Origin of the sequence: Streptomyces sp. NPDC008079, assembly GCF_042957385.1 — a bacterium.
Lineage (GTDB): Bacteria > Actinomycetota > Actinomycetes > Streptomycetales > Streptomycetaceae > Actinacidiphila.
The window spans coordinates 110,990-136,320 of sequence record NZ_JBIBIC010000022.1; the positions used below are offsets into that span (position 1 = coordinate 110,990).

The following is a 25,331-nucleotide window of genomic DNA, read 5'->3' on the forward strand; positions in this document are numbered from 1 at the left end:
CCGGTTGAGCGGCGTCGGGGCGGCGTCTGGGCGGCGCCCTCCGTCTCATCCGAGCGTCCGCGGCCGTCCCACGATCGCGCGCACCGTCTCCGTCGGCACCTTCGGCTCGCGCTCCGCCGTGAGCAGGCCGTTGGTCTCCTGGAGGGTGTCGGTCAACTGGGTGTAGCAGAAGCCGGCCAGGCCGGAGTCGACGGCGGCGGTCACCAGGGCGTCGAGGCGCGCGGTGAAGTCCTCCTCGGTGGCCACCGTGTCGTACCCGAACCAGTTCTCGCCGTCGGCCGGTTCGAAGGTGGCGCCGCCGAATTCGCTCAGCACCACCGGCTGGCCCTGGTGGCGTACGCCCTCCAGGGTGAGCCGTTTGCCCGCGGGCCACCGCTCGGTGAACGCGCCCTGGCGCAGGGCCGCGTGGCCGTAGCGGTCGGCCAGGACCGAGGCGTGCTGGGTGTAGTCGTGGACGCCCCAGATGTCGGCCGCCGACAGCTCCCAGCCGTCGTTGGAGACGGCGGGCCGGGTCGGGTCGAGCGCCTTGGTCAGGTGGTACAGCGCGTCCATGAAGTGCCGCTGCTCCGGCACCAGCGCCGGATTCGGCACCGACCAGGACTCGTTGACCGGAACCCAGGCGACGATCGCGGGATGGCTGAGGTCCCGGCGGATCGCCTCGGTCCACTCGTGCGCCACCCGCTCCACGGTCGGCGCGCCGAACACGTAGGCCGACGGCATCTCCTCCCAGAGCAGCAGGCCGAGCCGGTCGGCCCAGTACAGGAACCGCGGGTCCTCGATCTTCTGGTGGATCCGCAGCCCGTTGAGCCCCAGTTCCTTGGCGAGTTCCACGTCCCGGCGCAGCGCCTCCCCGGGCGCGGCGAGGTGGGACTCGGGCCAGTAGCCCTGCTGGAGCGCCATGCGCAGGAAGTACGGCCGGTGGTTGAGCAGGAAGACGCCGTCGTCCCAGCCGAGGTCGCGCAGGCCCAGGTAGGAGGAGACCTGGTCGAGGCGGGTCCCGTCGGCGGGGTCGGTGACCGTCACGGCGGCGTCCACCAGGTGCGGCTTCTCCGGGCGCCACAGCAGGTCGTCGAGGTCCTGGCCGTGCCGCAGCGCGGGGACGGAGATGTCGAAGGCGGTCTCCTGGCCCTCGGTTCGGATCCGCTGCTCGGCCAGCACCCGCTCGCCGACGGTGAGGCGGACCGTGAGGTCGCGCGGGCCGCGCGGCCAGCGGCTGAGGCGGACCCGGCAGCCGACCCGGGCGTGGGCGACGTCGGGCAGCCAGTGCAGGACGGTGACGTGCTCCTCGGGGACCTCTTCGAGCCACACCGGCTGCCAGATCCCGGTGGTGCGCTCGTACCAGATGACGTGCGGGTCGCGCCGCCAGTCCTGCTTGCCCCGTGGCTGCGCCGCGTCCAGCGGCTGGTCCTCCGCGCGGACCACGAGCACATGCTCGCCGTCGCCGTCGAGAACGTCCGTCAGGTCGCAGGTGAACCCGGTGTGCCCGCCCTCGTGCCGCCCTGCCGGCCGCCCGTCCAGCCACACCTCGGCGCGGTAGTCCACCGCGCCGAAGTGCAGCAGCAGGCGGCCGGAGGCGGGCCGGCGCAGATCGAGGGAGCGGCGGTACCAGACCACCGGGTGGTGGCCGGTGTCGTGGACGCCGGACGCCTTGGACTCGGGCGGGTATGGGACGGTGATCGTCGTGGTGAAGGGCTCGGTGACCGCCGGGTCCATCCAGCGCTCGGCGCGCCCGGTGTCGGCGTCGTCGTGGGCGAAGAGCCAGGGGCCGCACAGGTCGTGCCAGTCGGGGTCGCGGACCAGTTGCGGCCGGGGGTGACCGGCCGCGTCGAGGTGTGTGTGGGGCATGGGGGAGTGCTCCGGAGGTGAGTCTTGACGGATGGCGGGACGCGGGCGGCGGCCGGGTGCGCCGGTCAGCGGTCGTACGGGTCGGCGGGGCGCCGCAGGTCCACGGCGGTCGCGGCGAACGCCAACGGGCCGGGCAGCAGCGGCAGGAGGACGGGCATGGCCCACAGCAGCTGCGCCGCCAGGACGACGGCTCCGGCCAGCAGGGCGGTGCCGCGCGGGTCGGCCAGGGAACGTGCCAGGGCCTCCCGGCCCGAGAGCCGGTGCGGTCTGTCCAGGGCGACCGCGCGCAGGCCGACGGCCGCCGCGCCGAGGGCGAGCAGCATCAGGACCGGCGCCATGAGGGCCGCGCCGGGCAGCCCGGAGCGCAGCAGTTCCTCGTCGAGGAGGAACAGCACGGCGAACGCGGGCGGCACCAGGCCCTTGAGCAGCGCGGGCAGGGTCAGCCGGGCTCGCACCTCGGCCGCCAGGTCGCCGAGCCGGACCTGCACGCCGTTCGCCGCGGTCCGGCGGAATACGGCGCAGGCGGCGGAGAGCGCCGCCGGGGCGGTGACCACCGGCACGCAGGCCACGGCGGTGACCACGCCCACCAGCAGCATGTCGGCGAAGAGGGTGAAGCCGGAGCCGAACACCTCGCCCGGCTCGCGGTGGGCCCGGCGGGAAACGACGGGTGGGTGACTCATCGGTCCTCCTCAGCTCTTCAGTCCCGAGGTGGCCATGCCCTGCACCAAATAGCGCTGGAACACGAGGAAGAACAGCACGATGGGCAGCACGGAGATCACCGACATGGCGAACATGGGCCCGTAGGCGGAGGTGCTCGACTGGTCGACGAAGCTCCGCAGCGCCAGCGTGATGGTGGCCTTCTCCGGCGAGAGCAGGTAGATCATCTGGGCGAAGAAGTCGTTCCAGGACCAGATGAACGAGAAGATCGCGGTGGTGATCAGCGCGGGCCGGCTCAGCGGCAGGACGATGTGGAAGAACGAGCGGAACGGGCCGCAGCCGTCGATCCTGGCCGCTTCCTCCAGGTCCCTGGGCAGATTGCGCATGAACTGCACGATGAGGAAGACGAAGAACGCGTCCACCGCGAGGAATTTGGGCAGGACGAGCGGCCAGTAGGTGTTCATCATGCCGAGCTTGTTGAAGATGATGTACTGCGGGATCAGCACCACGTGCTGCGGCAGCATCAGCGTGGCCACGGTGAAGGCGAACATCGGGCCGCGCATCCGGAACCGCAGCCGCGCGAAGGCGTACGCGGCCAGCGAGCAGGACGTCACCGTGCCGATCACCGAACCGAGGCCGATCAGCATGCTGTTGCCGAGCAGCCGGGTCACCGACACGCCCGAGACACCGTCGAGCGCGGTGGTGTAGTTGCTCCACTCGAAGTGCCGGGGCCACAGATCGACGCTGGTCACCACCTCGTCGGCGGGCTTGACGGACGTCACCAGCAGCCAGAGCAGCGGGTAGAGCAGGGCGAGCAGCGCGATCAGGGCGACCGTGTGGGGCAGCCGGCGGCGCAGGGTCAGATTCATCGTTCCGCCTCGTCCGCGTAGAACACCCAGGACCGGGAGGTCTTGAACAGCACCGCGGTGACGGCCGCGATGGCGAGCAGCATCAGCCAGGCCATGGCCGAGGCGTAGCCCATGTGCGAGGCGGTGAAGCCGCGCTCGTACAGATAGAGCGTGTAGAAGAGCGTCGAGTCGGCCGGTCCGCCGTTGCCGCCGCTGACGACGAAGGCGGGCGTGAAGACCTGGAAGGACTGGATCACTTCGAGCACCAGGTTGAAGAAGACCACCGGCGAGAGCATCGGCACCGTGACGGACACGAACTGCCGCCAGGCGCCCGCCCCGTCGAGCGCCGCCGCCTCGTACAGCTCCGGCGAGATCTGCTGGAGACCGGCCAGGAAGATGACCATGGGGGCGCCGAACTGCCAGACCGTCAGCAGCACCACGACGTAGGTCGCCAGATGCGGATTGCCGACCCAGCCGCCGATGTGGATGCCGAAGGTGCCGAGGACGTTGTCGATCGTGCCGCCGTCGTTGAACAGCGCCCGGAACACCAGCGCGATCGACATGCTCGCGCCGAGCAGGGACGGGGCGTAGAACGCCGACCGGTAGAAACCCCGGCCCCGGCTGCTGAGCCGCTTGAGCAGCATCGCGGCGCCCAGCGCGAGGGCCAGCTTGAGCGGGACGGCGATCACCACGTACTTCAGGGTGGTCAGGACCGACCGCCAGAACCGCGGGTCGGCGGTCAGCATCTCCGAGTAGTTGCGCACGCCCACCCAGTGCGGGGTGGAGAGCATGTCGTAACTGGTGAAGGAGAGATAGAGGGAGACCGCCATCGGCACCAGGGTCACCGCGACCGCGCCGATCATCCACGGGGTGAGGAACACATACGCGGGCCAGCGCGCCTCCCGGCCGCGGCGGGTGCGCCGGTCCGGTCCCGGCGTGTCCTCGGCCCGCCCGGCGGCCTCGGCCGCCTCGATCCGCGCGACGCTCATGACTCCAACTCCTGCTTCGCCTGGACGACCAGCTCATGGGCCGCCTTCGCGGGCGACGCCAGGCCGAACTCCACCCGCTGGTACTCGCGGACGAAGGCGCTCTGGATCGCGACGTCACCTCTGGGAGGCGCGGACGGCGGCGGCCGCACGCCGTACTTCTGCATCACCTCGTCGAACTGCCAGACCTTCAACTCCGGTCCTGTCAGCTTGCTGTTCACCTCGGCGGCGATCTTCTGATTGGGCGGCTGGGAGCGGGTGACGCCCAGAATGTCGCCCGCCTGCGGGTCGTTGAGGAGGAAGTTCATCAACTGGGCCGCTTCCTGCGGGTGTTTCGAGTGGGCGCCGATGCCGATCAGCATCGTCGGCTTGAAGTACGACCCCGCCTTGCCGTCGAAGGTGGGCACCGGCGCGAAGCGCATCGCGTGCCCGGTCGGGCTGGTGAAGCCGGTGAAGGTCGCGTCCCAGGAGTAGTCCATGGCGTCCAGACCGCGGCTGAAGGCGCTGATGCCCGTCGCGTCGGCCTGCGCGCTGTCCTTGGCCGAGACCACCGCCCCCGCCTTCTGGAGTTCGTGGAAGAAGGTCCAGAAGTCGGCGAGGTCCTTCTCGGTGTAGCCGAGCTCGGTGGGGCTCGCGTAGAGCTGCTTGCCGTGGCTGCGCAACCAGTCCTCGAAGACGTCCTCGTTGCTCCCGCCGTCGTTGCCGCCCGCCACGGTCCGCCCGTCGGGGGACTTCAGCTTCAGCCCGGCGATCCTCGCACTGGCCTTGGCCCAGTCCTGCCAGGTCCACGAGGGCTGCGGCGCCGGGACACCGGCGGTGTCGAAGACGTCGGCGTCGTAGACGTAACCGGTGATCCCGCGGCCCATCGGCAGCGCGTACTGCTTTCCCGCCAGGTAGCCGGTGCGCACCAAGGACGTGTCCATCTCGGCGGTGTCGAGGGTGCCGTCCTTGACGTACCGGTCCAGGGGAAGCAGCGCGCCGCCGGTGGAGAACTGGGAGATCTGGCGGTAGTCGAGCTGCGCCAGGTCCGGTATCCCGCCGCCCGCGGCCTGGGTGGACAGCCGCTGCTTGTAGGAGCCGAAGTCGGCGTTGGACATCTGGACGCTGATGTCCGGGTGCGCCTTCTCGAACAGGCGCACCGCCTTCTCGGTACGGGCCTGGCGTTCGTCGTTGCCCCACCAGGAGAAGGTGAGGGTGAGGTGACCGCCCGAGGCGCCGGAGGCGCCGCAGGAGGTGAGCGCGGCCAGCAGAACGGTGCTGCAACCGGCGGCGACCGCCGTGGCGACCGCTCGGCGGCGGAGGAACCGACGCCGGCCGCTTCGGGGCTCGGGCATGGTGGCCTTTCCGGGGTGGGTGGGTGGGTGGAGCGGTGGCACGAGGCGCCCGCCGCCGCACGGGGGCTGGGAACGGCGACGGGCCGTTCGGCTCACCCGTCGTGGGCGGACGCCGAGGGGCGAGGACGGGCCGTTCGGCTCACCCGTCGTGGTAGACGTCGAGACGGCCGCACATCCCGAACCGTCCGGTCGCGGCGGGTCCGCTCGCGTGGGTACGGGCGTCGGCCAGATGGCGCGCGTCGCCGTCACCGAGAGCGGCCAACTGGTCGTGCGTGGCGGTCACCGCCGCGCGGGCGCCCTCGCGCCAGCGCCGCTCCCAGTCGGCCAGGCGTGGCCGCACCAGCTCGGCCGCCGCGCGGTGGAAGGCGGCCAGCGGCTCCGGATCACCCGCGGCGAGCGCGTCGCGCAGCTCGAGGAACCGGCGGGTGGCGAGGTCACGGCGGGCCCGCGCCGCGCCGACCAGCTCCCGCTCGCTCCCGCTCGTCGGCAGCCGGACCGCCGCCGCGTACACCTCGGGGTCGGTCAGCCGGTCGGGGGGCAGGGTGAGGACGGCGTCGCCCGCCTCGGGGAGTCCGCCGTTCTGCATCACGACGGTGATCCGCAGCCCGCCGTCGTTGACCAGCCGGTGGATGGTGCCGGGGGTGAACCAGGCCACGGTGCCCGCGCGCAGCGGGGTCTCCTCGAAACCGGAGGCGGTCAGGGTCTGCACGGCGCCCTCGCCGTCGGTCACCACGTACCCCTCGCTGCACGTCAGATGGAGGTGCGGGGTGCCGCCGCCCGGCCTGCCGTCCACGGTCGGCCAGTCGTAGACGCTCAGCCGGGAGACCGCGACCGCCCCGGGGAACCCGTCGTAGCCCGCCGTCACCACGGGTGCCGCTCCAGATGGGCGGTGACCGCCGCACGGTCCCAGGCGCCGTCGGCGACATGGACGCGGTACGTACGGTCCAGGACCTCGCCGGGCGCCAGGACCAGCTCCTCGTGGAAGGCGAAGGACGGGGCGACCGCGGCGAACGGGTCGGTGCGCACGAACCAGTGCGCGGGGTGGGTGCCCTTCTCGCCCGCGTGGTCGTTGCCCGGCGCGTGCTCGAAGACGACGGTGGCGTGTCCGTCACGTCCGTCGTGCTCGCCGCTGTAGGCGAGCCACGGCGCCTGCTCACCCATGAGGTCGCGCTCGGCGCTGTCGCCGTCCGCGGTGAAGGCGTGCCCGTCGCGGAAGGCGCGCGGCCCGCGCCAGAACAGCCCGGTGTAACCGGCGTCGGGCCGCCCGGCGGTGGTGGGGCTGCCGAACCGCAACGGCTCGGCGCGCCGGTTGGTGACGGCCGAGGACCAGGTCAGGGTCCAACCGCCCTCCTCGGCGGTGACCTCGATCCTGCGGTCCTCCTCGGCCCAGAGCGAGCCGTCGTACGGGTGCCAGGTCAGGCGCTCGGCGATCACCACGCCGTCGGGACCCGCCGACACCTCGTCGAAGCCGACGTGCGCCATCGAGCCGATCCGCTCGGGCAGCGCCACGTACCCCTCGCCGTGCACATACGTGTTGCCGCCCCACAGATTCTGACCCGACAGGTGCGAGGCGGTGAGCTGGAGGCCCTTGTGCCAACGGTGGTCGTTCGGGCGGTAGTCGGTGACCAGACCACCGCCGAGGGTGCGGATCGGGTGGAGGTACGGCTTCGGCGCCTCCCAGGCGGCCTCCGGGCGGTACACGTAGGCGAACAGCTCGGTACCGGTGGCCCGGTGGGTCACGGTGATCCGGTCGTCGTGGACGTGGGTCAGCGACAGCGTCATGCGGCCTGCTCCTCCTCGCGGGCGCCGACCGGCAGCCGGTCGGGTTCACCGCCGTGCATGGCGGCGTAGAACGGGTCGTCGGGGCCGATCTCGCCCGCCCGGACGGTGGCGTCGGTGAAGGCGGACTTGTAGAGCGCGGCGGTGAACTCCACGATCCCGCGGCCGCCTTCGCCGCCGGTCGGGTGCGGGGTTCCGGCCCGGATGTCGGCGACGAGGGCGCGTAGTTGGGCCAGGTGGGAGCTGGGTTCGTCGGGGCCGAAGTCGTTCCAGGCCCGTGCCGTCCGCGCCGGGACGCCGGGGGCCGGGGTGATCCGCCAGTCGGCGTTGCGGTAGCCGTAGAGATGGGTGAGCTCGACGGTCGCCAGCTCGCAGTCGATCCGTATCCGGCTGACCTCGTCGGGGCTGAGCACGCTGTTGACGACGGTGGCGACCGCGCCGCTCGCGAACCGGACCTGGGCGGTGGAGACGTCCTCGGTCTGCACGTCGTGCACCAGCCGGGCGGCCATCGCGCGGATCTCCCGCCACGGGCCCAGCAGGTCGAGCAGCAGGTCGTTCTGGTGGATGCCGTGCCCCATGGCGGGACCGCCGCCCTCGGTGTCCCAACGGCCGCGCCACGGCACGGCGTAGTAGTCCGCGCCCCGGTACCAGGTGGTCTGGCAGTGCGCGACCAGCGGCCGTCCGAAGGCCCCCTCGCGCAGCAGTTCGCGGACGTGGCGGGCGCCGGAGCCGAACCGGTGCTGGAAGACGAAGGCCGCGGTCGGGGCGCCGGGGCCCTGCTCGGCGGCGGCCGTCACCGTGTCGTAGTCGGCGAGCGAGGGGCACGGCGGCTTCTCGCACCACACATGGGCGCCGGTCCGCAGCGCGGCGACGGCCTGCTCCCGGTGGAGCGAGGGCGGCGTGCACAGGACGACCAGGTCGGGGCGTACCTCGCCGAGCATGGTGTCGAGGTCGGTGAAGGCGCCCGGCACGGAGAACTCCTCGGCGGCGGCGCGGGCCGCCTCCTCGGCGACGTCGACCACGGCGACGATCTCCACCGAGCCCTCCGCCGCCACAGCGGCGAGCGCGGGCAGGTGACTTCCTCGGGCGATGGATCCGGTGCCCACCACGGCGGTGCGCAGCGGGAGATTCGGGCGGTGCGGGGACATGCGGGCCCTCTCGTGAGGCTGGCGTACGTCACGGGCGGTGGCGCGGAAACGGGCTGTCCGGCCGCCGCTCGACCGCCGGGGGCGCGACGGCGGTCCGCCACGCGCCCACGGCGTCCGGGCGCACGGAGACCCCCGGCAGGGTCGGCCAGTGGTTCCTTCGCCCGGCTGTTCCAACGTTGTAACCAGTGTGTGTCCTGGCGGTCAACCCTTTGGGCGCGGACGACTGCCGCCTGCACGCGTCTGCGGGACGCTCTGCGTTGAACTGCCCTACAATGAGGCGTCTCCGAGAAGGGCGGGTACGTGACAGCAGTGCGGCTCAAGGACGTCGCCGATCGCGCGGGCGTCTCAGTCAAGACTGTTTCCAACGTTGTACGCGGAATGTCGAGAGTGGCCCCCGCCACCCGAGAGCGCGTCATGGTCGCGGTGAGCGAACTGGGGTACCGTCCGAACCCGTCGGCGGTACGGCTGCGCACCGGCCGCAGCGGGCTGATCGCTCTGGCGGTGCCGTTCCTGGCCACGCCCTACTTCGCCGAACTCGCCCACCACGTCAGGACCGAGGCGTCCCGGATCGGTCTCACCGTCCTGATCGAGGAGACGCTGGGCGACCCCCGCGAGGAGCTGCGGCTGGCCACCGGGCTCGGCGCGGCCCTGCTCGACGGCGTGATCCTCTCCCCGCTCCGGGTGCCCTTCGACCAACTCGCCGCCACCACGGCCGGTTTCCCGCTGGTGCTGCTGGGCGAGCGCGAGGACGGCCGGGAGCAACTCCACGCCGACCACGTCCTGATCGACAATGTGGCCGCCGCCCGTGAGGCCGCCGCCCACCTGGTCTCGCTCGGCCGGACCCGGCTCGCCGTCGTCGGCGTGGACCGGCAGGGCTCGGCGACCAGCAGGCAGCGCCTGGAGGGCTTCCAACTCGCCCTGCACGCGGCGGGTCTGTCCTTCGACCCCCGACTCGCGCCGCAGGTCGAGGAGTTCGACCGGCGCAGCGGGCTGCGGGCGGGCCGCGCGCTGGCCGCCCTGCCCGCCGGGAGCCGCCCGGACGCGGTGTTCTGCTTCAACGACATGCTGGCCGTCGGCGCGATCCGCGCCTTCCACGAGGCCGGTCTCGCCGTGCCCGGGGACATCGCCGTCGCCGGCGTCGACGGCAGCGAGGAGGGCCGTTACGCCACTCCCTCGCTGACGACGGTGGTGCCCGACAAAGCGGCCATCGCCTCGCTGGCCGTCACGTCACTGGCCGGCCGGATCGGCGCGGCGACCCCGCCGGGGCACGCGGTGCACGTGGCCCCGTACCGGCTGGAGGTGGGGGAGTCCACGACGGGGGTGCGGCGTCCGGTGGCCGACTGACCGGCGGTGGCGCGCGGGCCGGTCGTGTCCGGGGGCGCCGTGCGGTTTTCTACGGGGCGCGGGTCGGCGTGCTCCGGGGCGCGGGCCGGTCTGCTCCGGGGCACGGGCCGGTTTTCTCCGGGGCGCGGCTCCTCAGACCGCGGACGCGAGCGCGACGACGGTGCCGGTCGTCCTGGCCTCCTCCGCGGCCCACACCACGCGGTGGCTGGCCAGACTCGCCGCCGCGTCGGACTTCAGGACGCCGCCGTCTCCGGTGGCGACCGCCTCCAGGAAGGCGTCCATCAGCGCCTCGTCACCCCCGCCGTGACCGTCCGCGGCCGAGGCGCCCGCAGTGGTGCTGGTGTCCACGACGCCCTCCTCGCCGGTACGGAAGTCGACCGTCCTGATGGTGACGCCGTCGCCGTCGAGATAGCCGTGGGTGCCCAGCAGCCGGGTCCTGCGGTGCTCCTGCGGGGTGAAGGCGCTCATCGTGAACGAGCAGGTGGCGCCGTCGTCGAACTCCATCGAGACCACCTGGTGGTCGACGACGTCGTTGTCGCACGCGTAGACGCAGCGCCCGTAGGGACCGGTGCGCAGCGCCTGAAGGACACCGGCCTCGGTGTGGTCCTCGGTGACCGCGGACAGCGGCCAGTAGCGCCGCTCGGGGTCCGCCAGACAGTCCAGGTACAGGCGCTTGGCCGAGTACGGACAGGTGCTCTCGATCGGGCAGTCGGTGCAGCGCGCGGCGGCGCCCGCGGGGGCGGCCTCGGCCCGGAAGTGGGTGAGACTGCCGAAGGAGCTGACCCGGCGCGGCGAGCGGCCGAAAAGGTACACCAGCCAGTCGATGTCGTGGCACGACTTGGTGAGCAGCATCGGCGCCGAGGTGTCCGAGCGCCGCCAGTTGCCCCGGACGAACGAGTGCGCCTGGTGCCACCAGCCGACCGGCTCCAGGTGCTGGACGCTGACCAGTCGGCCGATCGCGCCCTCGTCCAGCATCCGCTTGAGCGTCTGCGTGTACGGGGTGTACCGCAGGACATGGCAGACGGCGAGCATGATCTTGTTCCGCTCGGCCGCCTCGGCGATCTCCGCGGACTCGGCCTCGGTGGTGGCCATCGGCTTCTCCAGGAGCACGTGATAGCCGAGGTCCGCCAGCGCGACGGCCGGTTCGGTGTGCTGTCTGTCCTGGGTGGCCACGATCGCGGCGTCGGCGAGCCGTCCCGCCGCCGCCAGTTCCGACCAGTCGGCGTACACCCGGTCCTGCGGGACGGCGAACTCCTCGGCCGCGGCGGCGCGCCGCACCGGATCGGGTTCTGCCAGTGCCACCACCCGCCCTGTGCCGGTGACCTGCGCGTGGCGTGCGTAGGTCTGTCCGCGCAGCCCGGCGCCGACGAGAGCTAGAGTCACCCGAGACATAGGATCCTTTCCTATTTATCATGGACTCTCTCATTATTAAGCGCGCAGCAACCAAACTCAAGGGGACGTCGTGACCGAGACTCCGAGCGGCGGCGACCTCTCCCGGCTCCGGCAACTCAACTCCCTCGCCGTGCTGGGGGAGCTGAGGTCCGCACCGGCGATGACCCTGACCGAGCTGTCCCGGCGGACCGGGCTGTCGCGCGCCTCCACGGAGGACGTGGTGCGCGAGTTGCTGGACAACGGCTGGCTGGCCGAGGTGCCCGCAGCGGCCGGGATGGTGGGCCGGCCCGCCCGGCGGTTCCGGTTCCGCGCCGACGCGGGCCGTGTGCTCGGGGTGGACATCGGCGGCCACAAGATCCTGGCGCTGGTGGCGGACCTGGACGGAACGGTGCTGCACAGCGCCCGGGTCGCGGTGGCGCCGGCCATGGGCCGCAAGGAGCGCCTGGCCGCGCTGGACGGCGCGGTGGCAGGAGCGCTCGCGGGCGGCGGCCTGACCACCGGCGACCTGTGGGCGACGGGCGTGGCCACCACCGGACTGGTGGACGGCGCGGGCAGGGTGATGCTCTCCGAGGCGCTGCCGGAGTGGACCGGCGTGGACGTCGGAGCGCATCTGCGCCGCCTGGTCGGCGGCCCGGCGCTGGTCGAGAACGACAGCAAGCTGGCCGCGCTGGCCGAGTCGTGGTGCGGGGCGGCGCGTTACGCCAAGGACGTGGTGGTGATCCTCGCCGGTCTGCGGACCGGCGCCGGGCTGATCATCGACGGCAAGCTGCACCGCGGCTTCGGCAACGCGGCCGGAGAGATCGGAGCACTGCCCGCCTCGGGCTGGATCAGGGCGCAGGAGCACCTGCGCGCGTGGCCGCCGCAGGCCGGTCCCGCGCCGGAGCGGACCGGGTCGTCGGGGCAGGGGCAGGGACAGGGGCGGGGCGCGGGAGCGCACGCGGACACAGCGGTTGACCAGGAGGCCGCGGCCGAGGCGGTGTTCGAGGCGGCGCGGGCGGGCGACCGCAAGGCGGCGGCGGTGGTGCGGCGCTATGTGCGGGACGTGGCCGTCGGGACGGCGGCGCTGGTGCTGACCCTGGACCCCGAACTGGTCGTGATCGGCGGCGGTTTCTCCCGGTCGGCCGACCTGATCGCGGAGCCGCTGCGGCGCGAGCTGGACCGCTGGTGCATCCGCACGCCCGAGGTGCGGATCTCCGAGTTCGGCGACGAGGGGGTGGCGCTGGGCGCGCTGCGGCTGGCCCTCGACCACGTGGACCGGCAACTGCGCGAACGGCACGAACTGGGCGGCGTGGAGCACTTCTCCCGCCGCGTCTGACCGGGCGCGGAGACCGCTGAGAGGAATTCTTCAGCTCACGGGTCTTGACTTAATTTCCATGGACTCCATGATTAATGCCACTTGACGACTCCGGCTGACGGTCCACCGCCGGGGCGTGTGGATCCTGGGAGGGCCCGGTATGCGGAAGTCGGTGCGATGGTGTGCGGTGGCGCTCGGGGTGGTGCTGGCCGCCTCGGCCTGTTCGTCGGGCGGGAGCGGCTCGGACGCGGGCGGTTCGGGCGCGGGCGGTTCGGGCGGCAAGGTCACCTTGTCGTACGGGGTGTGGGACGCGACGCAGAAGACGGCCATGGAGCAGCTCGGCCGCGAGTTCACCCGCACCCACCCCGGCATCACGGTCAAGGTCCAGCTCACCCCGTGGGCCGACTACTGGACCAAGCTCAAGGCGGCTGCCACCGGCGGCGCCGCCCCTGACGTCTTCTGGATGAACGGCCCCAACTTCCAGCTCTACGCCTCCAACGGCGTGATCCGCCCGCTGGACGACGGCATCGCCAAGGACAGGACCGACCTGTCCGCCTACCCCAAGCAGTTGGTCGACCAGTACACGTATCAGGGCAAGCACTACGGACTGCCGAAGGACCTGGACACGGTCGGCGTCTGGTACAACAAGACGCTCTTCGACGCCGCCAAGGTCCCCTACCCGAAGGCCGGTTGGACCTGGGGCGACTTCCGGAAGGCGGCCGCGGAGCTGACGGACGCGAGCAAGGGCCAGTACGCCACCGGCGCGGAGCTGACCAGCTTCCAGGAGTACCAGTACAACACCATCGCCCAGGCCGGCGGCTATGTGATCTCACCGGACGGCAAGAAGTCCGGTTACGCCGATCCGAAGACGATCGAGGGCCTGCGCTTTTGGACCGACCTGATCCAGAAGAAGCAGTCGCCCGACCTGAAGACCATGACGGACACCGCGCCGCTCCAGCTCTTCGAGGCGGGCAAGCTCGCGATGTACTGGGGCGGCTCCTGGGACTCCCTGGAATTCGGCGGCAACGCCTACACCAAGGACCGGGTCGACGTCGCCCCGCTGCCCACAGGCGAGAAGCGGGCCACGATCATCCACGGCCTCGCCAACGTGGTCTCGGCGCGGACCAAACACGCCGACCAGGCATGGCAGTTCGTGAACTTCCTCGGCTCCGAGCCGGCCGCCGAGATCCTGGCCAAGTCCGGCGCGATGCCGGCGTACAACGGCACGCAGGGCGCCTGGATCGCCGCCTACCCGCAGTTCCACCTCCAGACCTTCCTCGACGAGGTGCCGTACGGCGTCCCGTACCCGGTCTCGAAGAACACCGCCGCCTGGAACGAGGCCGAGCTGACGTATCTCACCAAGGCGTGGAACGGCCAGGAGCCGGTGGACAGGGCGGCGCGCGGGCTGGCCGCGGCGATGGACGACCTGCTCGCCAAGGAGTGACATGACCCTCACGTCCACCCCCGGCGCCGCCGGGGACCTGCAGGCGGCCACCGGCGCCCGGCCGCGGACCGGGCGGCTGTCACGGCTGCCCGGCCGCTTCCGGCGACCGCGCCGCGACCGCGTCACCGAGGCGCTGTGGGGCTACGCCTTCATCGCGCCGACCGGCCTGGGCCTCGCGGTCTTCTACCTGTGGCCGGTCGTGCAGACCGCGTACTTCTCGTTCACCCGCTGGGGCGCCTTCGGCGGCCACACCTGGAGCGGGCTGGACAACTACCACCGGATGCTGCACGACGGCGAGTTCGGCCGGGCGCTGGTCAACACCCTCGCCTACACCGGGCTCGGACTGCTGTCGATCCCGCTGGCGATCGTCTTCGCGGCGCTGCTCAACCGTCGGGGGCTGCGCGGCGTCGGCGTCTACCGCACCGTGTTCTTCCTGCCGGTGGTCACCATGCCGGTGGCGATCGGCATGGTGTGGCGCTGGCTCTACAACGGCGACTACGGGCTGATCAACTACCTGCTGTCGCTGGTCGGCATCGACGGCCCGAACTGGGTGGCCGACCCTCGGGTGGCGCTGTACGCCCTGGTCGTGGTGGGCGTGTGGAGCAGCATCGGCTACAACCTGGTGATCTTCCTGGCCGGGATGCAGGCGATCCCGCGCGAGTACTACGAGGCCGCGGAGATCGACGGCGCGGGCCCGCTGCGGCAGTTCCGCTCGGTCACCCTGCCGCTGCTGTCGCCCACCGCGTTCTTCGTCTCGGTGATCTCGGTCATCGGCTCGCTCCAACTGTTCGACCTGGTCTACGTGATGGCCGGATCGGGCGCCGCGGCCCGCTCCAACCCGGCGTTCCCGCGCCTGGAGACGGTTGTGCAGCTCTTCTACGACCGCGCGTTCGTCACCAACGACCGCGGCTACGCGGCGGCGATCGTGATGGTCCTGCTGCTGATCATCGTCGCGCTGACGGCCTTTCAGTTCCGCATGCAGAAGAGGTGGGTGCACTATGGCTGAGGTCCACACGGCCGGCCGGGCCGCGGACCGGCCCGCCCGCCGCTCCCGGCGCGGACGTCACCCGCTGGTGCACACCGTGCTGATCGCGGCGTCGCTGGCGATGGTCGCGCCGTTCCTCTGGCAGATCGTCACCTCCCTGAAGTCGCTGAGCGACGCGACCCATGTGCCGCCGTCGCCGCTGCCCGGCGGGCACTGGGACAACTACGGCAAGGTCTTCGACCTGCTGCCGTTCGGCCGGCAGTTCCTCAACACGCTGCTGATGTCGCTCGGGCGCACGCTCGGCCAGGTCGTGCTGTGCCCGATGGCCGCCTACGCCTTCGCGCGGCTGCGCTTCCCCGGCCGCGGGATGCTCTTCGGGCTGTTCCTGTCGGTGCTGATGGTGCCGCCGCAACTGTTCATCATCCCCCAGTACCAGATCATGTCCGACCTCGGCTGGCTCAACAGCCTCCAGGCGCTGATCCTGCCCGGCATGTTCAGCGCGTTCGGCGTCTTCCTGCTCCGGCAGTCGTTCCTGGCCCTGCCGAAGGAGCTGGAGGAGGCGGCGCGCATCGACGGCGCGGGGCCCTGGCGGATCTACTGGTCGGTGATGCTGCCGCTGGTCCGCCCCGGACTCGTCGCGCTGGCGGTCCTCGCGCTGCTGTGGTCCTGGAACGACCTGTTCTGGCCGCTGGTGGTCAACACCGACCCGGACAAGATGACCCTGTCCGCCGGACTGGCCTCGCTCCAGGGACAGTTCCAGACCGACTACCCCGTGCTGATGGCCGGATCGCTGCTCGCCTCGCTCCCGGTCATCGCCGTCTTCGTCCTCCTGCAACGGCAGTTCGTGCAGGGAATCGCGCACACCGGGGTCAAGGGCTGACGCTTCCTGTCCCCCTGGTCCCACCCCCTGTTCACGCAACCCCCCACCGTCGAAAGGGGATCACATGTCCCTCATCCGATCACTCGCACACACCCGGTCGCGGCATCGCCTCACCGCCGCGCACCGGACCAGGGCCGCCGTGAGCGCGGCGGTCGCCGCCGCGCTCGCGCTGACCATGTCCGGCACGCTGTCCGGCCGGGCGAGCGCGGCAGCCGGGGCGCAGCATCTGGCCGTACCCGCGTACTTCAACCCCTCGGACGCCGCCGGCCGCGCCTTCTGGACCCAGATCGACCAGGCGGGGTCCCGCGTCGGCATCGCCGTCGCGAACCCCTCCAACGGGCCCGGCACCGCGGTCGACAGCGGCTACGCCTCGGCCGTGAGCGCGGCGGCCGGGGCCGGGGCGAATGTGCTCGGCTACGTCGACACCGGCTACTTCGGCACCACAGGGCGTACCACCCGCGGCGGGCAGACCAGCGTCGCCGCGTGGACCGCGCAGATCAACGCCGACGTGGCCAACTGGTACTCCTGGTACGGCTCTTCGGGCCTCGCGGGCATCTTCTTCGACGACGCCCTGGGCGACTGCGGCTCGGGCAACGCGCACGTGAACCTCTACACCGGCATCAACTCCACCACCAAGCAGGCCCACCCGGGCGCCCTCACCGTCGACAACCCCGGTTCGCCCGCCGAGTCCTGCTACGCGTCGGCGGCCGACGTCCTGGTGATGTTCGAGAACACCTACAGCGTCTACGCCTCCTGGACCGCGCCCCACTGGGAGCTGCACTACGCCAACCCCGACAAGTTCTGGCACCTGGTCTACGACACGCCGGCGCAGGCCGACATGGAGAACGCGGTCGCACTGAGCAAGCAACGCAACGCCGGTTATCTGTACGTCACCCCGGACAACCTGCCCAATCCGTGGGACACCCTGCCCACCGGCGCGTACTGGTCCGACGAACTGGCGAAGGCCGCTGCCGCCGGATCGGGCGGGTCCGGGGGCACCGGCGGCTCCGGCGGGGGCACCGGGTGCACCACCACCGCGGGCTCCGGCGCCATCACCTCGTACTCGGCGTGCGCCTCGGCGGGCACGGCCGTCTTCAAGGCGACCTTCAACAGCTCCGAGAGCTTCCACCACGTCTTCATCAACACTGACGGCAACACCGCGACCGGCTACCAGGCGCCCGCGCCGTCGTCCTCACCGCTCGGCGCGGACTACATGATCGAGAACGGCTCCCTCTACCGCAGCACCTCGACCGGCTGGGCGTGGGCCGCGGCCACACCGGCCCCGACCACCACGATCAGCGGCTCGACGTACACCTGGACGCTGCCGCTGACCGCCCTCGGCTCACCCCGGGGCACCCAGCAGGTGGAGTTCAACGCCGGTACCGCCTACACGCCGGTGGTCTCCTTCAGCGCGGGCTAGAACCGCCCGCGCCAATGTCCGTGCCCGGCCCGCGACGAACCGCGGGCCGGGCACGGACGACCGGTCACCGGACGAGGCTGCCCGGCACGGAGGCCAGCAGTTCCCGTGTGTACGGGTGGGAGGGCGCGGCGAAGACCTCCTTCACCGTGCCGCTCTCGACGAGCCGTCCCGCCCGCATCACGCCGACCCGTGAGGCGATCTGGCGGACGACGGCCAGATCGTGCGAGATGAAGAGATAGCTGAGACCGAGCTGGTCCTGGAGACCGGCGAGCAGATCCAGGATCTGCGCCTGCGACGACACGTCGAGCGCGGAGACGGGCTCGTCGCAGACCACCAGATCCGGGTCCAGCGCCAGCGCGCGGGCGATCGCGACCCGCTGGCGCTGGCCGCCGGACAGCTCGGAGGCGCGGCGGCCCAGGAACGCGGCGGGCAGCCGGACCAGGTCCAGCAGATCCGCCGCCCGCCGGGCGCGCTCGGCGCGGGAGCCGATCCGGAAGGCCCGCAGCGGCTCGCAGACGATCTCCGCGACGGACATCCGCGGGGACAGCGAGGCGTACGGACTCTGCTGGACGATCTGCATACGGCGGCGCAGTCGGCGCAGCTCACCGCCGTCGAGGCCGGTGATGTCCCGCCCGTCGAAGGTGATCCGCCCGGAGGTCGGCTCGGTGAGCCGTACGAGCATCCGCGCCGTCGTCGACTTGCCCGAACCCGACTCGCCGACGAGGGCGACGGTCTCGCCCCGGCCGACCCGCAGGCTGACGCCGTCGACGGCCCGTACGCCGAGGCGCCGGTCCCCTCGGCGGCCGGGGTACTCCTTGACCAGGTCCTCGGCCACGACCAGGTCGTCCGCCGCGCCCGGCTCCCCGGCCACGAGCGGCGCTTTCCCGGCGACCGGGCCGGCTCCGTACGCCCGCTCCCGAACGGACCGGAACGCGGCTCGTGACCGGGCCGGAGCCGGTACCGGCGACCGGGCCAGACTCGGGGCCGCCGCGAGCAGGCCGCGGGTGTAGGGGTGCTCCGGTTCTTCGAGCACCTGCCGTACCGGTCCGGTCTCGACGACCTCGCCGCGCGACATGACACTCACCCGGTGCGCCCGGTCCGCCGCGACCCCGAGGTCGTGGGTGATCAGCAAAACCGCGATGCCCCGGTCCCGGGTCAGCGTGTCGATGTGGTCGAGGATCGTCCGCTGGACGGTGACGTCCAGCGCGCTCGTCGGCTCGTCGGCGATGACCAGCCGGGGCCGCGCGGCCAGCGCGATGGCGATCAGCACCCGCTGGCGCATGCCGCCGGACAGCTCGTGCGGGTACTGGCGCGCGACCCGGACCGGGTCGGGCAGCCCCGCCTCGCCGAGCAGGTCGAGGGCCTGCCGGGCCGCCCCCGCCCGGTCGGCGAGCCGGTGGATGAGCAGCGCCTCGGCCACCTGGGACCCGACCCGCCGCACGGGATTGAGCGACAGCATCGGGTCCTGCGGGATCAGGCCGATCTCCCGGCCCCTGAGCCCGCGCAGTCCCGTCTCCCCGGCGCGCGCCACGTCGGCGCCGTCGAAGAGGACGGACCCCGCGTCGAGCGAGCCGCCGCGCGGCAGCAGCCCCGTCACCGCGAGCGCCGCCGTGCTCTTGCCCGAGCCCGACTCGCCGACCAGGGCGACCACTTCGCCCGGCTGGACGGTCAGGTCGACGCCGCGGACGGCGGGCACGGTTCCGGTGCGGGTGCGGTAGGAGATCCGCAGCCCCCGGATGTCGAGCAACGGACCTGCGGACGGCGGGGATGCGCCGTCCGTCGGTGTCGTGTGCGTCATCGGTCCTCCGTGTCTTCGCCGTCGAGGGAGCGGGCGATGCGATTGGCGGCGAGCACGGTGGCCGCGATCACGAGCCCCGGCAAGGTGGTGAGCCACCAGGCCGTGGCGAGGTAATTGCGGCCGTCCGAGACCAGCGAACCCCACTCCGGCGCCGGGGGCTGCGCGCCGTAGCCGAGGAACGACAGCGAGGACACCTGGAGGATGACCGCGCCGAAGTCGATGGCCGCGTAGACCAGTACGGGACCGGCCGCGTTCGGCAGCACGTGCCGCCACAGCACCGCGGGCCATCGGGTGCCCGAGGCCCGCGCCGCCTCCACATAGCCGGACCCCGCGACCTTCAGCACCTCGGCGCGCATGATCCTGGTGAAGGTCGACACGCTGGTCACCCCCACGGCGAGGGCCACCTTGACAGTGCCGAATCCCAGCGCCGTCACCAGCGCGAGCGAGAGCAGCAGGCCGGGAATGGACAGCAGGACGTCGGTGAGCCGCATCAGCGTGTCGTCCACGACCCCGCCGAGGTAGCCGGCGAGCAGCCCCGCCAGCGACCCGACGACGAGTCCGACCAGCACGGCAAGCCCGCTCGCCTGGAGGGTGAGCAGGGCGCCGTGCACGACGCGGGCGAAGACGTCGCGGCCCAACTGGTCGGTGCCGAATAGGTGTTCCGCGCTCGGCGCCGCGAGCTTGTCCCGCGGCGCCGCGGCCAGCGGATCGCGGGAGGTGAGCAGCCGGGGGAAGAACGCGGTCGGCAGCAGCACCGCGATCAGCAGCGCCGACAGCAGCAGCCCCGGCCGCGTCAGCCAGAACCGCGCGTACCGGCGGAGCCGGGACCGCGGGTGCGGCGACCGCGCGGGCTCGGCGCGGGTCAGGTCCGCGCCCGGCCCCGCGGTGTCCGCGTCCGGGAGGCTCAGTTCGGTCATGTCCGCACCGTCGGCTTCGTCGTCGCGGTGATCCGCGGGTCCAGCAGGGGCAGGAGCAGGTCGACGGCGAGAGTCGTCAGGACGAACGTGACGGCGCCGAGGACGACGACGCCCTGGACGACCGGGATGTCCTGGGCCGTCACCGCCGCGGCCGTCTCACGCCCTATCCCGGCACGGGCGAAGACGGTCTCCACGACCACCGCCCCGGCCAGGAGATTGCCGATCATGATGCCGACCAGGGTCAGCGGGGCGATCGACGCGTTGCGCAGGGCATGTCCGAACAGCACCCGCCGCCGGTTCGCCCCCTTGGCCAGGGCCGTCTGGACGTACGGCTCCGCCAGTGCCGTGCGCAGACTCTTGGCGAGAACCTGCGCGATGAGCGCGGCACCGGGCAGCGCGAGCGTGACGGACGGCAGGACCAGGGAGTCGAAGCCCTCGTCGCCGAAGGCCGGGAAGACATGCCAGCGGAACGAGAACAACTGGACCAGCACCAGCCCCACCCAGAAGGTCGGCGCCGACACCCCCAACGCGGGTAAGGAGAGCAGGAGCTGGCGCAGCGGCCCGCTCCTCGTCCAACTGGCCAGCAGCGCCACGGCGCTGCCCAGCACCAGGGCCAGCAGCAGGGCGCTGGCGGCCAGTTGGACGGTGGTCGGGAGGTCGTGGGAGAGCAGCCGGGTCACCGGGACACCGTTCTGCACCGACCGCCCCAGATCACCGTGCAGGGCATGGAGCAGCCTGGTGCCGTACTGCTCGGCCAACGGCTGGTCCAGGCCGTACTGGTGGCGCAGTGCCTCGGTCTGCGCCGGGGTGACCGTACTGGCGTCACCGCCGCCCGCCGCCATGATCGTCGCCGGGTCGCTGGGCAGCAGGTACAGCACACCGAAGGACACCGTGTAGGCGGCCCACAGCACGAACACGGCCTGGAGCAGCCGCCGTAGGAGATAGGTCCTCATCGTCGCCTTCGTTCAGGAGAGCCAGGCGTCGTGGAACTGCGCCTGGGACGACGAGCCGAGGGTGATGTCGTGCACCTTGCCGCTGAGCGCGTACACGCTGGTCATCTCGAACACCGGTATCTGGTAAGCCTGTTCGAGCACGCGGCGCTGCGCCGAGGCGACGATGGCAGCGCGCTTGGCGGGGTCGGCCGCGGCGGCCTGGGTGTCGAGCAGGGTCTGCAACTCGGGGTCGTCGATGTGCGAGAGGTTGAGCAGCTTGCTGGAGAAGGCGGTGCGCAGGATGTCCGGGTCGGCCCTGGTGCCGTTGCCCCAGGACAGGTCGTAGTCGCCGCTCTTCTGGGCGACCTGGTAGTCGGCGATGCTCAGCACCTTGAGGGTGAGGCCGATGCCGGCCTTCTTCACCTGCTGCTGCACGAGTTCCAGGACGGACTGGTTGGGGCCGAAGTTGGGCGCGAGAATGACCTTGAGGTCGAGCTTCGCGCCGTTCTTCACGCGGATGCCGCCGGGCCCCGGCTTCCAGCCCGCCGCGTCCAGGATCCGCCCCGCGGCGGCCGGGTCGTGGGCGAGGAGCTTGGAGTTGTCCTGGTAGCCGTCGGTGGTGCTGGACAGCGAGCTGGTGGCCGGGTGGTAACTGCCGCTGAGGACGGTGTCGACGACCTCCTTGCGGTCGATGGCGACCTCCAGCGCCCGGCGTACCGCGATGTCGCCCGCCTGGGGCCGCGAGGTGTTGACGCTCAGCGCGACCGGAACGCCGGGGTTGGAACGGGACAGCAGCTTCGCGCCCTGGCCGGTGACGCCCGCCTCGTCCTGCGGCGCGACCCCGGCGATGGCGTCGACCTGCCCGGATTCCAGGCTGCCGGTGCGCACGCCCGACTCCGGTACGACCTTGAAGGTGATCTTGTCCAGGTAGGCGGGGCCGCTGTGCTTCCACAGGGCCGAGCCCCCGGTGTAGTCGGCGCGCCGGTTGAGTTCCACCGAGCGTCCCGGGGTGTAGCTCGCCAGGGTGAAGGGGCCCGAGCCGATCAGCGGCCCCGCGCACAGCTTCTCGGCGCTGCCCTTCAGGCTCGCGGGGGCCAGCAGGCCGAGCGTGGTGGTGGAAGTGGCCTGGAGGAACTGGGCGTTGGGGTGGTCGAAGGTGACCTTCGCGGTGTGCGCGTCGATGACCTCGGTGCTCCGGTAGCCGCTGAGGTAGCCGGATCCGAAGATCGACTTCGCCCCGAGCTTCACCACGGCGTCGAAGTTGGCCTTCACGGCGTTCGCGTCCACCGGGCTGCCGTCACTGAAGGTCGCGCCGTCGCGCAGATGGAAGGTGAACGCCGAGGCGTCCGGGCTCACGTCCCAGGAGGTGGCGAGCCAGGGGGCGATCTTCCCGGTCGCCGCGTCCTGGTCGGTGAGCGAGTCCACCAGCCCGCGCGCGGCGTAGACCGCGTCGTTGGTGGCCGCCTGGTGCGGGTCGACGCAGATCGGGTCCGAGCCCAGCGCGAAGGTCAGATGACCGCCCGCGTGGGGCTTGGCCGTCTTCCCGTCGGTCGACGGGGACGTGGAGTCCGACGACGAGCAGGCCGCCAGCGTCAGGGACAGGACGACGGCCGTGGCGAGCAGGTGGGCTTGGTGGCGTGAGCCGGGCATGAGGCAGGGCCTTCCGGGCGAGATGTACCGGACACAAGTTCCGGGGTGCGAGATACCGGAACGGGTGTTCCGGCGGTGAAGTGAGGTGGGGGCGGCGGGAGTCGTTCAGCCGTGTCCCATCCGGAACCCGATCCCGCGGAGCGTGACGACCCAGCTCGGGTCGCCCAACTTCTTCCGCAGCGCGCTGACATGGGTGTCGATGGTGCGGCTCGCCCGCGCGCTCAGCGGGCGGCCGTCGTGCTGATAGCCCCACACGTCGGCCATCAACTGCGTACGGGTGAAGACCGTCTGCGGCTGTGACGCGAGTTGGAGGAGAAGGCAGAACTCGATCCGGGTGAGCCTGATGAGCCGGCCGTTCACCCGGACCTCCCGGGTGTCCGGGTCGACGCACAGCGAGCCGATCATGATCGGCTGCGACCGGACGGCGGCCGAGAGCTGCGGTCCTGAACGCCGCAGGACGGCCTCGATACGCGCGTGGAGTTCGCGGTATCCGAAAGGCTTGGCCATGCAGTCGTCGCAACCGGCCTGTAAGCACAGGATCCGGTCGAGTTCGGTGTCGGGGTCGGTGAAGGCGATGATCGGTATGTCGCTCGCCGACCGGAGCAATCGGCACACTTCGAGACCGTCCATGTCGGGCAGCGCCAGGTCGATGAGGAAGAAATCGAACTTGGAGTACTTCTCCAGCGCCTCCGCACCGGTGCCGCACTGCTCGATGTCGAATCCGTGCCGCTGCAACTCGGTACTCAGGCTGCCGACCCCAATCGTGTCGGAATCCGCTACCAGCACCCGCATGACTTTCCAACCTCGATGGGGATCGCTCAAATTTCTTTGGCAGATTAGCGGCCGCCGGGCCCGCTTTGAAGATCCGGCGGGACATTTCATACTCCTGCAAGGTTCCCGCAACTATCCGGCGCATACGCGCAGTTGGGGCGGAGCGGCCGGTCGTGCTCGGTCAAGAAACCTGTACATCCCTTGACGGTTTCTTATGAATCGCCGTCGAGCGGTGTGGCGCCTGACGTCGGCTTCATGGTCGGAGTGTCAGGAACCTGAAGACACGGTTTGACGTTCCTCTGACGGTCATTTTCAGATACCCTTTAGATTTTTGCTTGAATTCTGGGCAGGGCGTGACGGACGATATTTGCGTCCAACGGAAACCCGGCGGACGCGATTGCCCTTTCAGATGGGAGAGGTGTATGAGCGCTTCGGTCATCATTGCGGGAGCCGGACCGGCCGGGCTCGTACTCGCCGGGGAACTGCGGCTGGCCGGTATTGACGTCATTGTTTTGGAGCGCCTTTCCGGACCCACCGCGGAATCACGCGGAATAGGATTGGCGATTCGAACAGTCGAGACTTTCGCCCAGCGCGGACTGCTCCGCCGCTTCGGTGAGCTCACGACCAGCGAGCAGGGCCACTTCGGCGGGGTCCCGCTGGACCTCGGCGTGCTCGACGGCCCGTACCGCAGCGCCAAGACCGTGCCCCAGTCCGTCACCGAGACCGTTCTGCAGAACTGGGCGCTCGAACTCGGCGCCGAGATCCGCCGCGGTCACGAGGTCCGCTCCTACCAGGAGGAGGACGCGTCCGTCGCCGTACGCGTCGGCACCCCGGACGGGGAGCGGACACTGCGGGCGGACTACCTGATCGGCGCCGACGGCGGGCGCAGCACCGTCCGCAAGGCCGGCGGCTTCGACTTCCCCGGCACCGCGGGCGCCACCGAACTGCTGCTCGCGGACATCCGCGGCATCGACGTGGCGCCCCGCATGACCGGTGAACTGTCGGCCGGCGGCATGGTGATGTCCGCGCCGCTGGCGGGCGGCGTGCACCGCGTCATCGTCGGCGAGCGCGGCACTCCGCCGCGCAGGCGGAGCGGCCCGCCGCTCTTCCACGAGGTCGCCGACACCTGGAAGCGGCTCACCGGGGACGACATCTCCGGCGCGGAGCCGGTGTGGATCAGCGCCTTCACCGACGCCGCACGCCAGGTCTCCGACTACCGCAGGGGCCGGGTCCTGCTGGCCGGCGACGCCGCCCACATCCACTTCCCCGCGGGCGGCCAGGGCATGAACACCAGCATCCAGGACTCGGTGAACCTCGGCTGGAAACTCGCGGCGGTCCTGCGCGGCACCGCGCCGCAATCCCTGCTCGACACGTACCACACCGAACGGCACGAGGTCGGCAGGCAGTTGCTCGCCAACACCGGCGCGCAGAGCCAGTTGATCCTCGGCGGCAAGGAGGCGCAGCCGCTGCGCGATGTGCTCGCCGAGCTGACCGCGTACCAGGACGTGACCCGCCATCTCGCCGCGCAGGTCAGCGGGTTGGCGATCCGGTACGACGTGGGACCCGGCCCCAATCCGCTCCTCGGGGCGCGGATGCCGCATGTGGAACTGAGCGTGCGGGGCCGCCCGACCAGCAGCACCGCGCTGCTGCACGCCGGCCGCGGCGTCCTGCTCGACCTGGCCGACAACCCGCACGTGCGCCGCCGCGCCGCCGACTGGCGCGAGCGGATCGACATCGTCACCGCCGTCCCGCGCGGCGAAGGACCCGACCCGCTCGACGGCACCACCGCGGTGCTGATCCGCCCCGACGGCTATGTGGCGTGGGCCGGACCCGGCAGCCACTACGACCTTCCGGCGGCACTGGACCGCTGGTTCGGTCCCGCCCGACTCGATTCGCGAGAGAGGTAG

General features: G+C 71.5%; 21 protein-coding genes. 7 read left to right on the top strand and 14 right to left on the bottom strand.

The genetic code is table 11. From position 1 onward, the window contains the following. Window positions 1–45 precede the first annotated feature (45 nt). From ACFZAM_RS32620 to ACFZAM_RS32655, 8 genes are all read right to left on the bottom strand, one after another. On the bottom strand, window positions 46–1,845 hold the full coding sequence (locus ACFZAM_RS32620; RefSeq protein WP_391051242.1) for a glycoside hydrolase family 2 TIM barrel-domain containing protein: 1,800 nt from the start codon (window positions 1,843–1,845) through the stop codon (window positions 46–48). Window positions 1,846–1,910: 65 nt separating this feature from the next. Continuing rightward, on the bottom strand, window positions 1,911–2,525 hold the full coding sequence (locus ACFZAM_RS32625) for a hypothetical protein (RefSeq protein WP_391051244.1): 615 nt from the start codon (window positions 2,523–2,525) through the stop codon (window positions 1,911–1,913). A 9-nt stretch (window positions 2,526–2,534) separates the two neighbouring features. Then, window positions 2,535–3,371, bottom strand: a complete 837-nt coding sequence (locus ACFZAM_RS32630) for a carbohydrate ABC transporter permease (protein WP_355335515.1) — start codon at window positions 3,369–3,371, stop codon at window positions 2,535–2,537. After that, window positions 3,368–4,339 (bottom strand): ABC transporter permease subunit, encoded by a 972-nt coding sequence (locus ACFZAM_RS32635; protein ID WP_391051247.1) that lies wholly within the window; start codon window positions 4,337–4,339, stop codon window positions 3,368–3,370. The genes ACFZAM_RS32630 and ACFZAM_RS32635 overlap by 4 nt, the downstream gene beginning before the upstream one ends. Next, window positions 4,336–5,670: an extracellular solute-binding protein gene (locus ACFZAM_RS32640; protein ID WP_391051249.1), complete on the bottom strand. Its 1,335-nt coding sequence runs from the start codon at window positions 5,668–5,670 to the stop codon at window positions 4,336–4,338. The genes ACFZAM_RS32635 and ACFZAM_RS32640 overlap by 4 nt, the downstream gene beginning before the upstream one ends. A 139-nt stretch (window positions 5,671–5,809) precedes the next feature. After that, window positions 5,810–6,535, bottom strand: a complete 726-nt coding sequence (locus ACFZAM_RS32645) for a cupin domain-containing protein (RefSeq protein WP_391051287.1) — start codon at window positions 6,533–6,535, stop codon at window positions 5,810–5,812. After that, window positions 6,532–7,452: a PmoA family protein gene (locus ACFZAM_RS32650; RefSeq protein WP_355335506.1), complete on the bottom strand. Its 921-nt coding sequence runs from the start codon at window positions 7,450–7,452 to the stop codon at window positions 6,532–6,534. Before ACFZAM_RS32650 ends, ACFZAM_RS32645 begins: the two co-directional genes overlap by 4 nt. Next, a complete protein-coding gene (locus ACFZAM_RS32655) occupies window positions 7,449–8,597 on the bottom strand; it encodes a Gfo/Idh/MocA family oxidoreductase (protein ID WP_391051251.1) in 1,149 nt (382 codons plus the stop codon). Before ACFZAM_RS32655 ends, ACFZAM_RS32650 begins: the two co-directional genes overlap by 4 nt. A gap of 300 nt (window positions 8,598–8,897) precedes the next feature. Between ACFZAM_RS32655 and ACFZAM_RS32660 the strand changes: the two genes are divergently transcribed. After that, window positions 8,898–9,941 (top strand): LacI family DNA-binding transcriptional regulator, encoded by a 1,044-nt coding sequence (locus ACFZAM_RS32660; RefSeq protein WP_355335501.1) that lies wholly within the window; start codon window positions 8,898–8,900, stop codon window positions 9,939–9,941. A 132-nt stretch (window positions 9,942–10,073) separates the two neighbouring features. Here the strand turns inward: ACFZAM_RS32660 and ACFZAM_RS32665 are convergent, their stop codons facing one another. Continuing rightward, window positions 10,074–11,333, bottom strand: coding sequence for a Gfo/Idh/MocA family oxidoreductase (locus ACFZAM_RS32665; protein ID WP_391051254.1), 1,260 nt, complete (start codon window positions 11,331–11,333; stop codon window positions 10,074–10,076). Between the two features lie 70 nt (window positions 11,334–11,403). Between ACFZAM_RS32665 and ACFZAM_RS32670 the strand changes: the two genes are divergently transcribed. The 5 genes from ACFZAM_RS32670 (at window position 11,404) to ACFZAM_RS32690 (ending at window position 17,356) form a co-directional block, all read left to right on the top strand. Then, a complete protein-coding gene (locus ACFZAM_RS32670) occupies window positions 11,404–12,648 on the top strand; it encodes an ROK family transcriptional regulator (RefSeq protein ID WP_355335496.1) in 1,245 nt (414 codons plus the stop codon). Between the two features lie 139 nt (window positions 12,649–12,787). Further along, window positions 12,788–14,071 carry an extracellular solute-binding protein gene (locus ACFZAM_RS32675; RefSeq protein ID WP_391051257.1) on the top strand — a complete coding sequence of 428 codons (1,284 nt, stop codon included), beginning with the start codon at window positions 12,788–12,790 and terminating at the stop codon, window positions 14,069–14,071. A gap of 1 nt (window position 14,072) precedes the next feature. Next, on the top strand, window positions 14,073–15,077 hold the full coding sequence (locus ACFZAM_RS32680; RefSeq protein ID WP_391051259.1) for an ABC transporter permease subunit: 1,005 nt from the start codon (window positions 14,073–14,075) through the stop codon (window positions 15,075–15,077). After that, window positions 15,070–15,936, top strand: coding sequence for a carbohydrate ABC transporter permease (locus ACFZAM_RS32685; RefSeq protein ID WP_355335489.1), 867 nt, complete (start codon window positions 15,070–15,072; stop codon window positions 15,934–15,936). Before ACFZAM_RS32680 ends, ACFZAM_RS32685 begins: the two co-directional genes overlap by 8 nt. 64 nt (window positions 15,937–16,000) lie before the next feature. Beyond that, window positions 16,001–17,356 (top strand): spherulation-specific family 4 protein, encoded by a 1,356-nt coding sequence (locus ACFZAM_RS32690; protein WP_391051261.1) that lies wholly within the window; start codon window positions 16,001–16,003, stop codon window positions 17,354–17,356. A 64-nt stretch (window positions 17,357–17,420) separates the two neighbouring features. Here the strand turns inward: ACFZAM_RS32690 and ACFZAM_RS32695 are convergent, their stop codons facing one another. The 5 genes from ACFZAM_RS32695 to ACFZAM_RS32715 form a co-directional block, all read right to left on the bottom strand. Continuing rightward, a complete protein-coding gene (locus ACFZAM_RS32695; RefSeq protein WP_391051263.1) occupies window positions 17,421–19,154 on the bottom strand; it encodes a dipeptide ABC transporter ATP-binding protein in 1,734 nt (577 codons plus the stop codon). Further along, entirely contained in the window at window positions 19,151–20,071 is a 921-nt protein-coding gene (locus ACFZAM_RS32700) for an ABC transporter permease (RefSeq protein ID WP_355335483.1), read from the bottom strand. Before ACFZAM_RS32700 ends, ACFZAM_RS32695 begins: the two co-directional genes overlap by 4 nt. After that, window positions 20,068–21,024 carry an ABC transporter permease gene (locus ACFZAM_RS32705; RefSeq protein WP_355335481.1) on the bottom strand — a complete coding sequence of 319 codons (957 nt, stop codon included), beginning with the start codon at window positions 21,022–21,024 and terminating at the stop codon, window positions 20,068–20,070. The genes ACFZAM_RS32700 and ACFZAM_RS32705 overlap by 4 nt, the downstream gene beginning before the upstream one ends. 12 nt (window positions 21,025–21,036) lie before the next feature. Further along, the gene (locus ACFZAM_RS32710; protein ID WP_391051266.1) at window positions 21,037–22,653 is read right to left on the bottom strand and encodes an ABC transporter substrate-binding protein; all 1,617 of its coding nucleotides are present in this window, start codon (window positions 22,651–22,653) and stop codon (window positions 21,037–21,039) included. 105 nt (window positions 22,654–22,758) lie between these two features. Then, a complete protein-coding gene (locus ACFZAM_RS32715; RefSeq protein WP_355335477.1) occupies window positions 22,759–23,445 on the bottom strand; it encodes a response regulator transcription factor in 687 nt (228 codons plus the stop codon). A 401-nt stretch (window positions 23,446–23,846) separates the two neighbouring features. Here ACFZAM_RS32715 and ACFZAM_RS32720 point away from each other — a divergent pair, with 401 nt between their 5' ends. Next, window positions 23,847–25,331, top strand: a complete 1,485-nt coding sequence (locus ACFZAM_RS32720) for an FAD-dependent monooxygenase (RefSeq protein WP_391051268.1) — start codon at window positions 23,847–23,849, stop codon at window positions 25,329–25,331.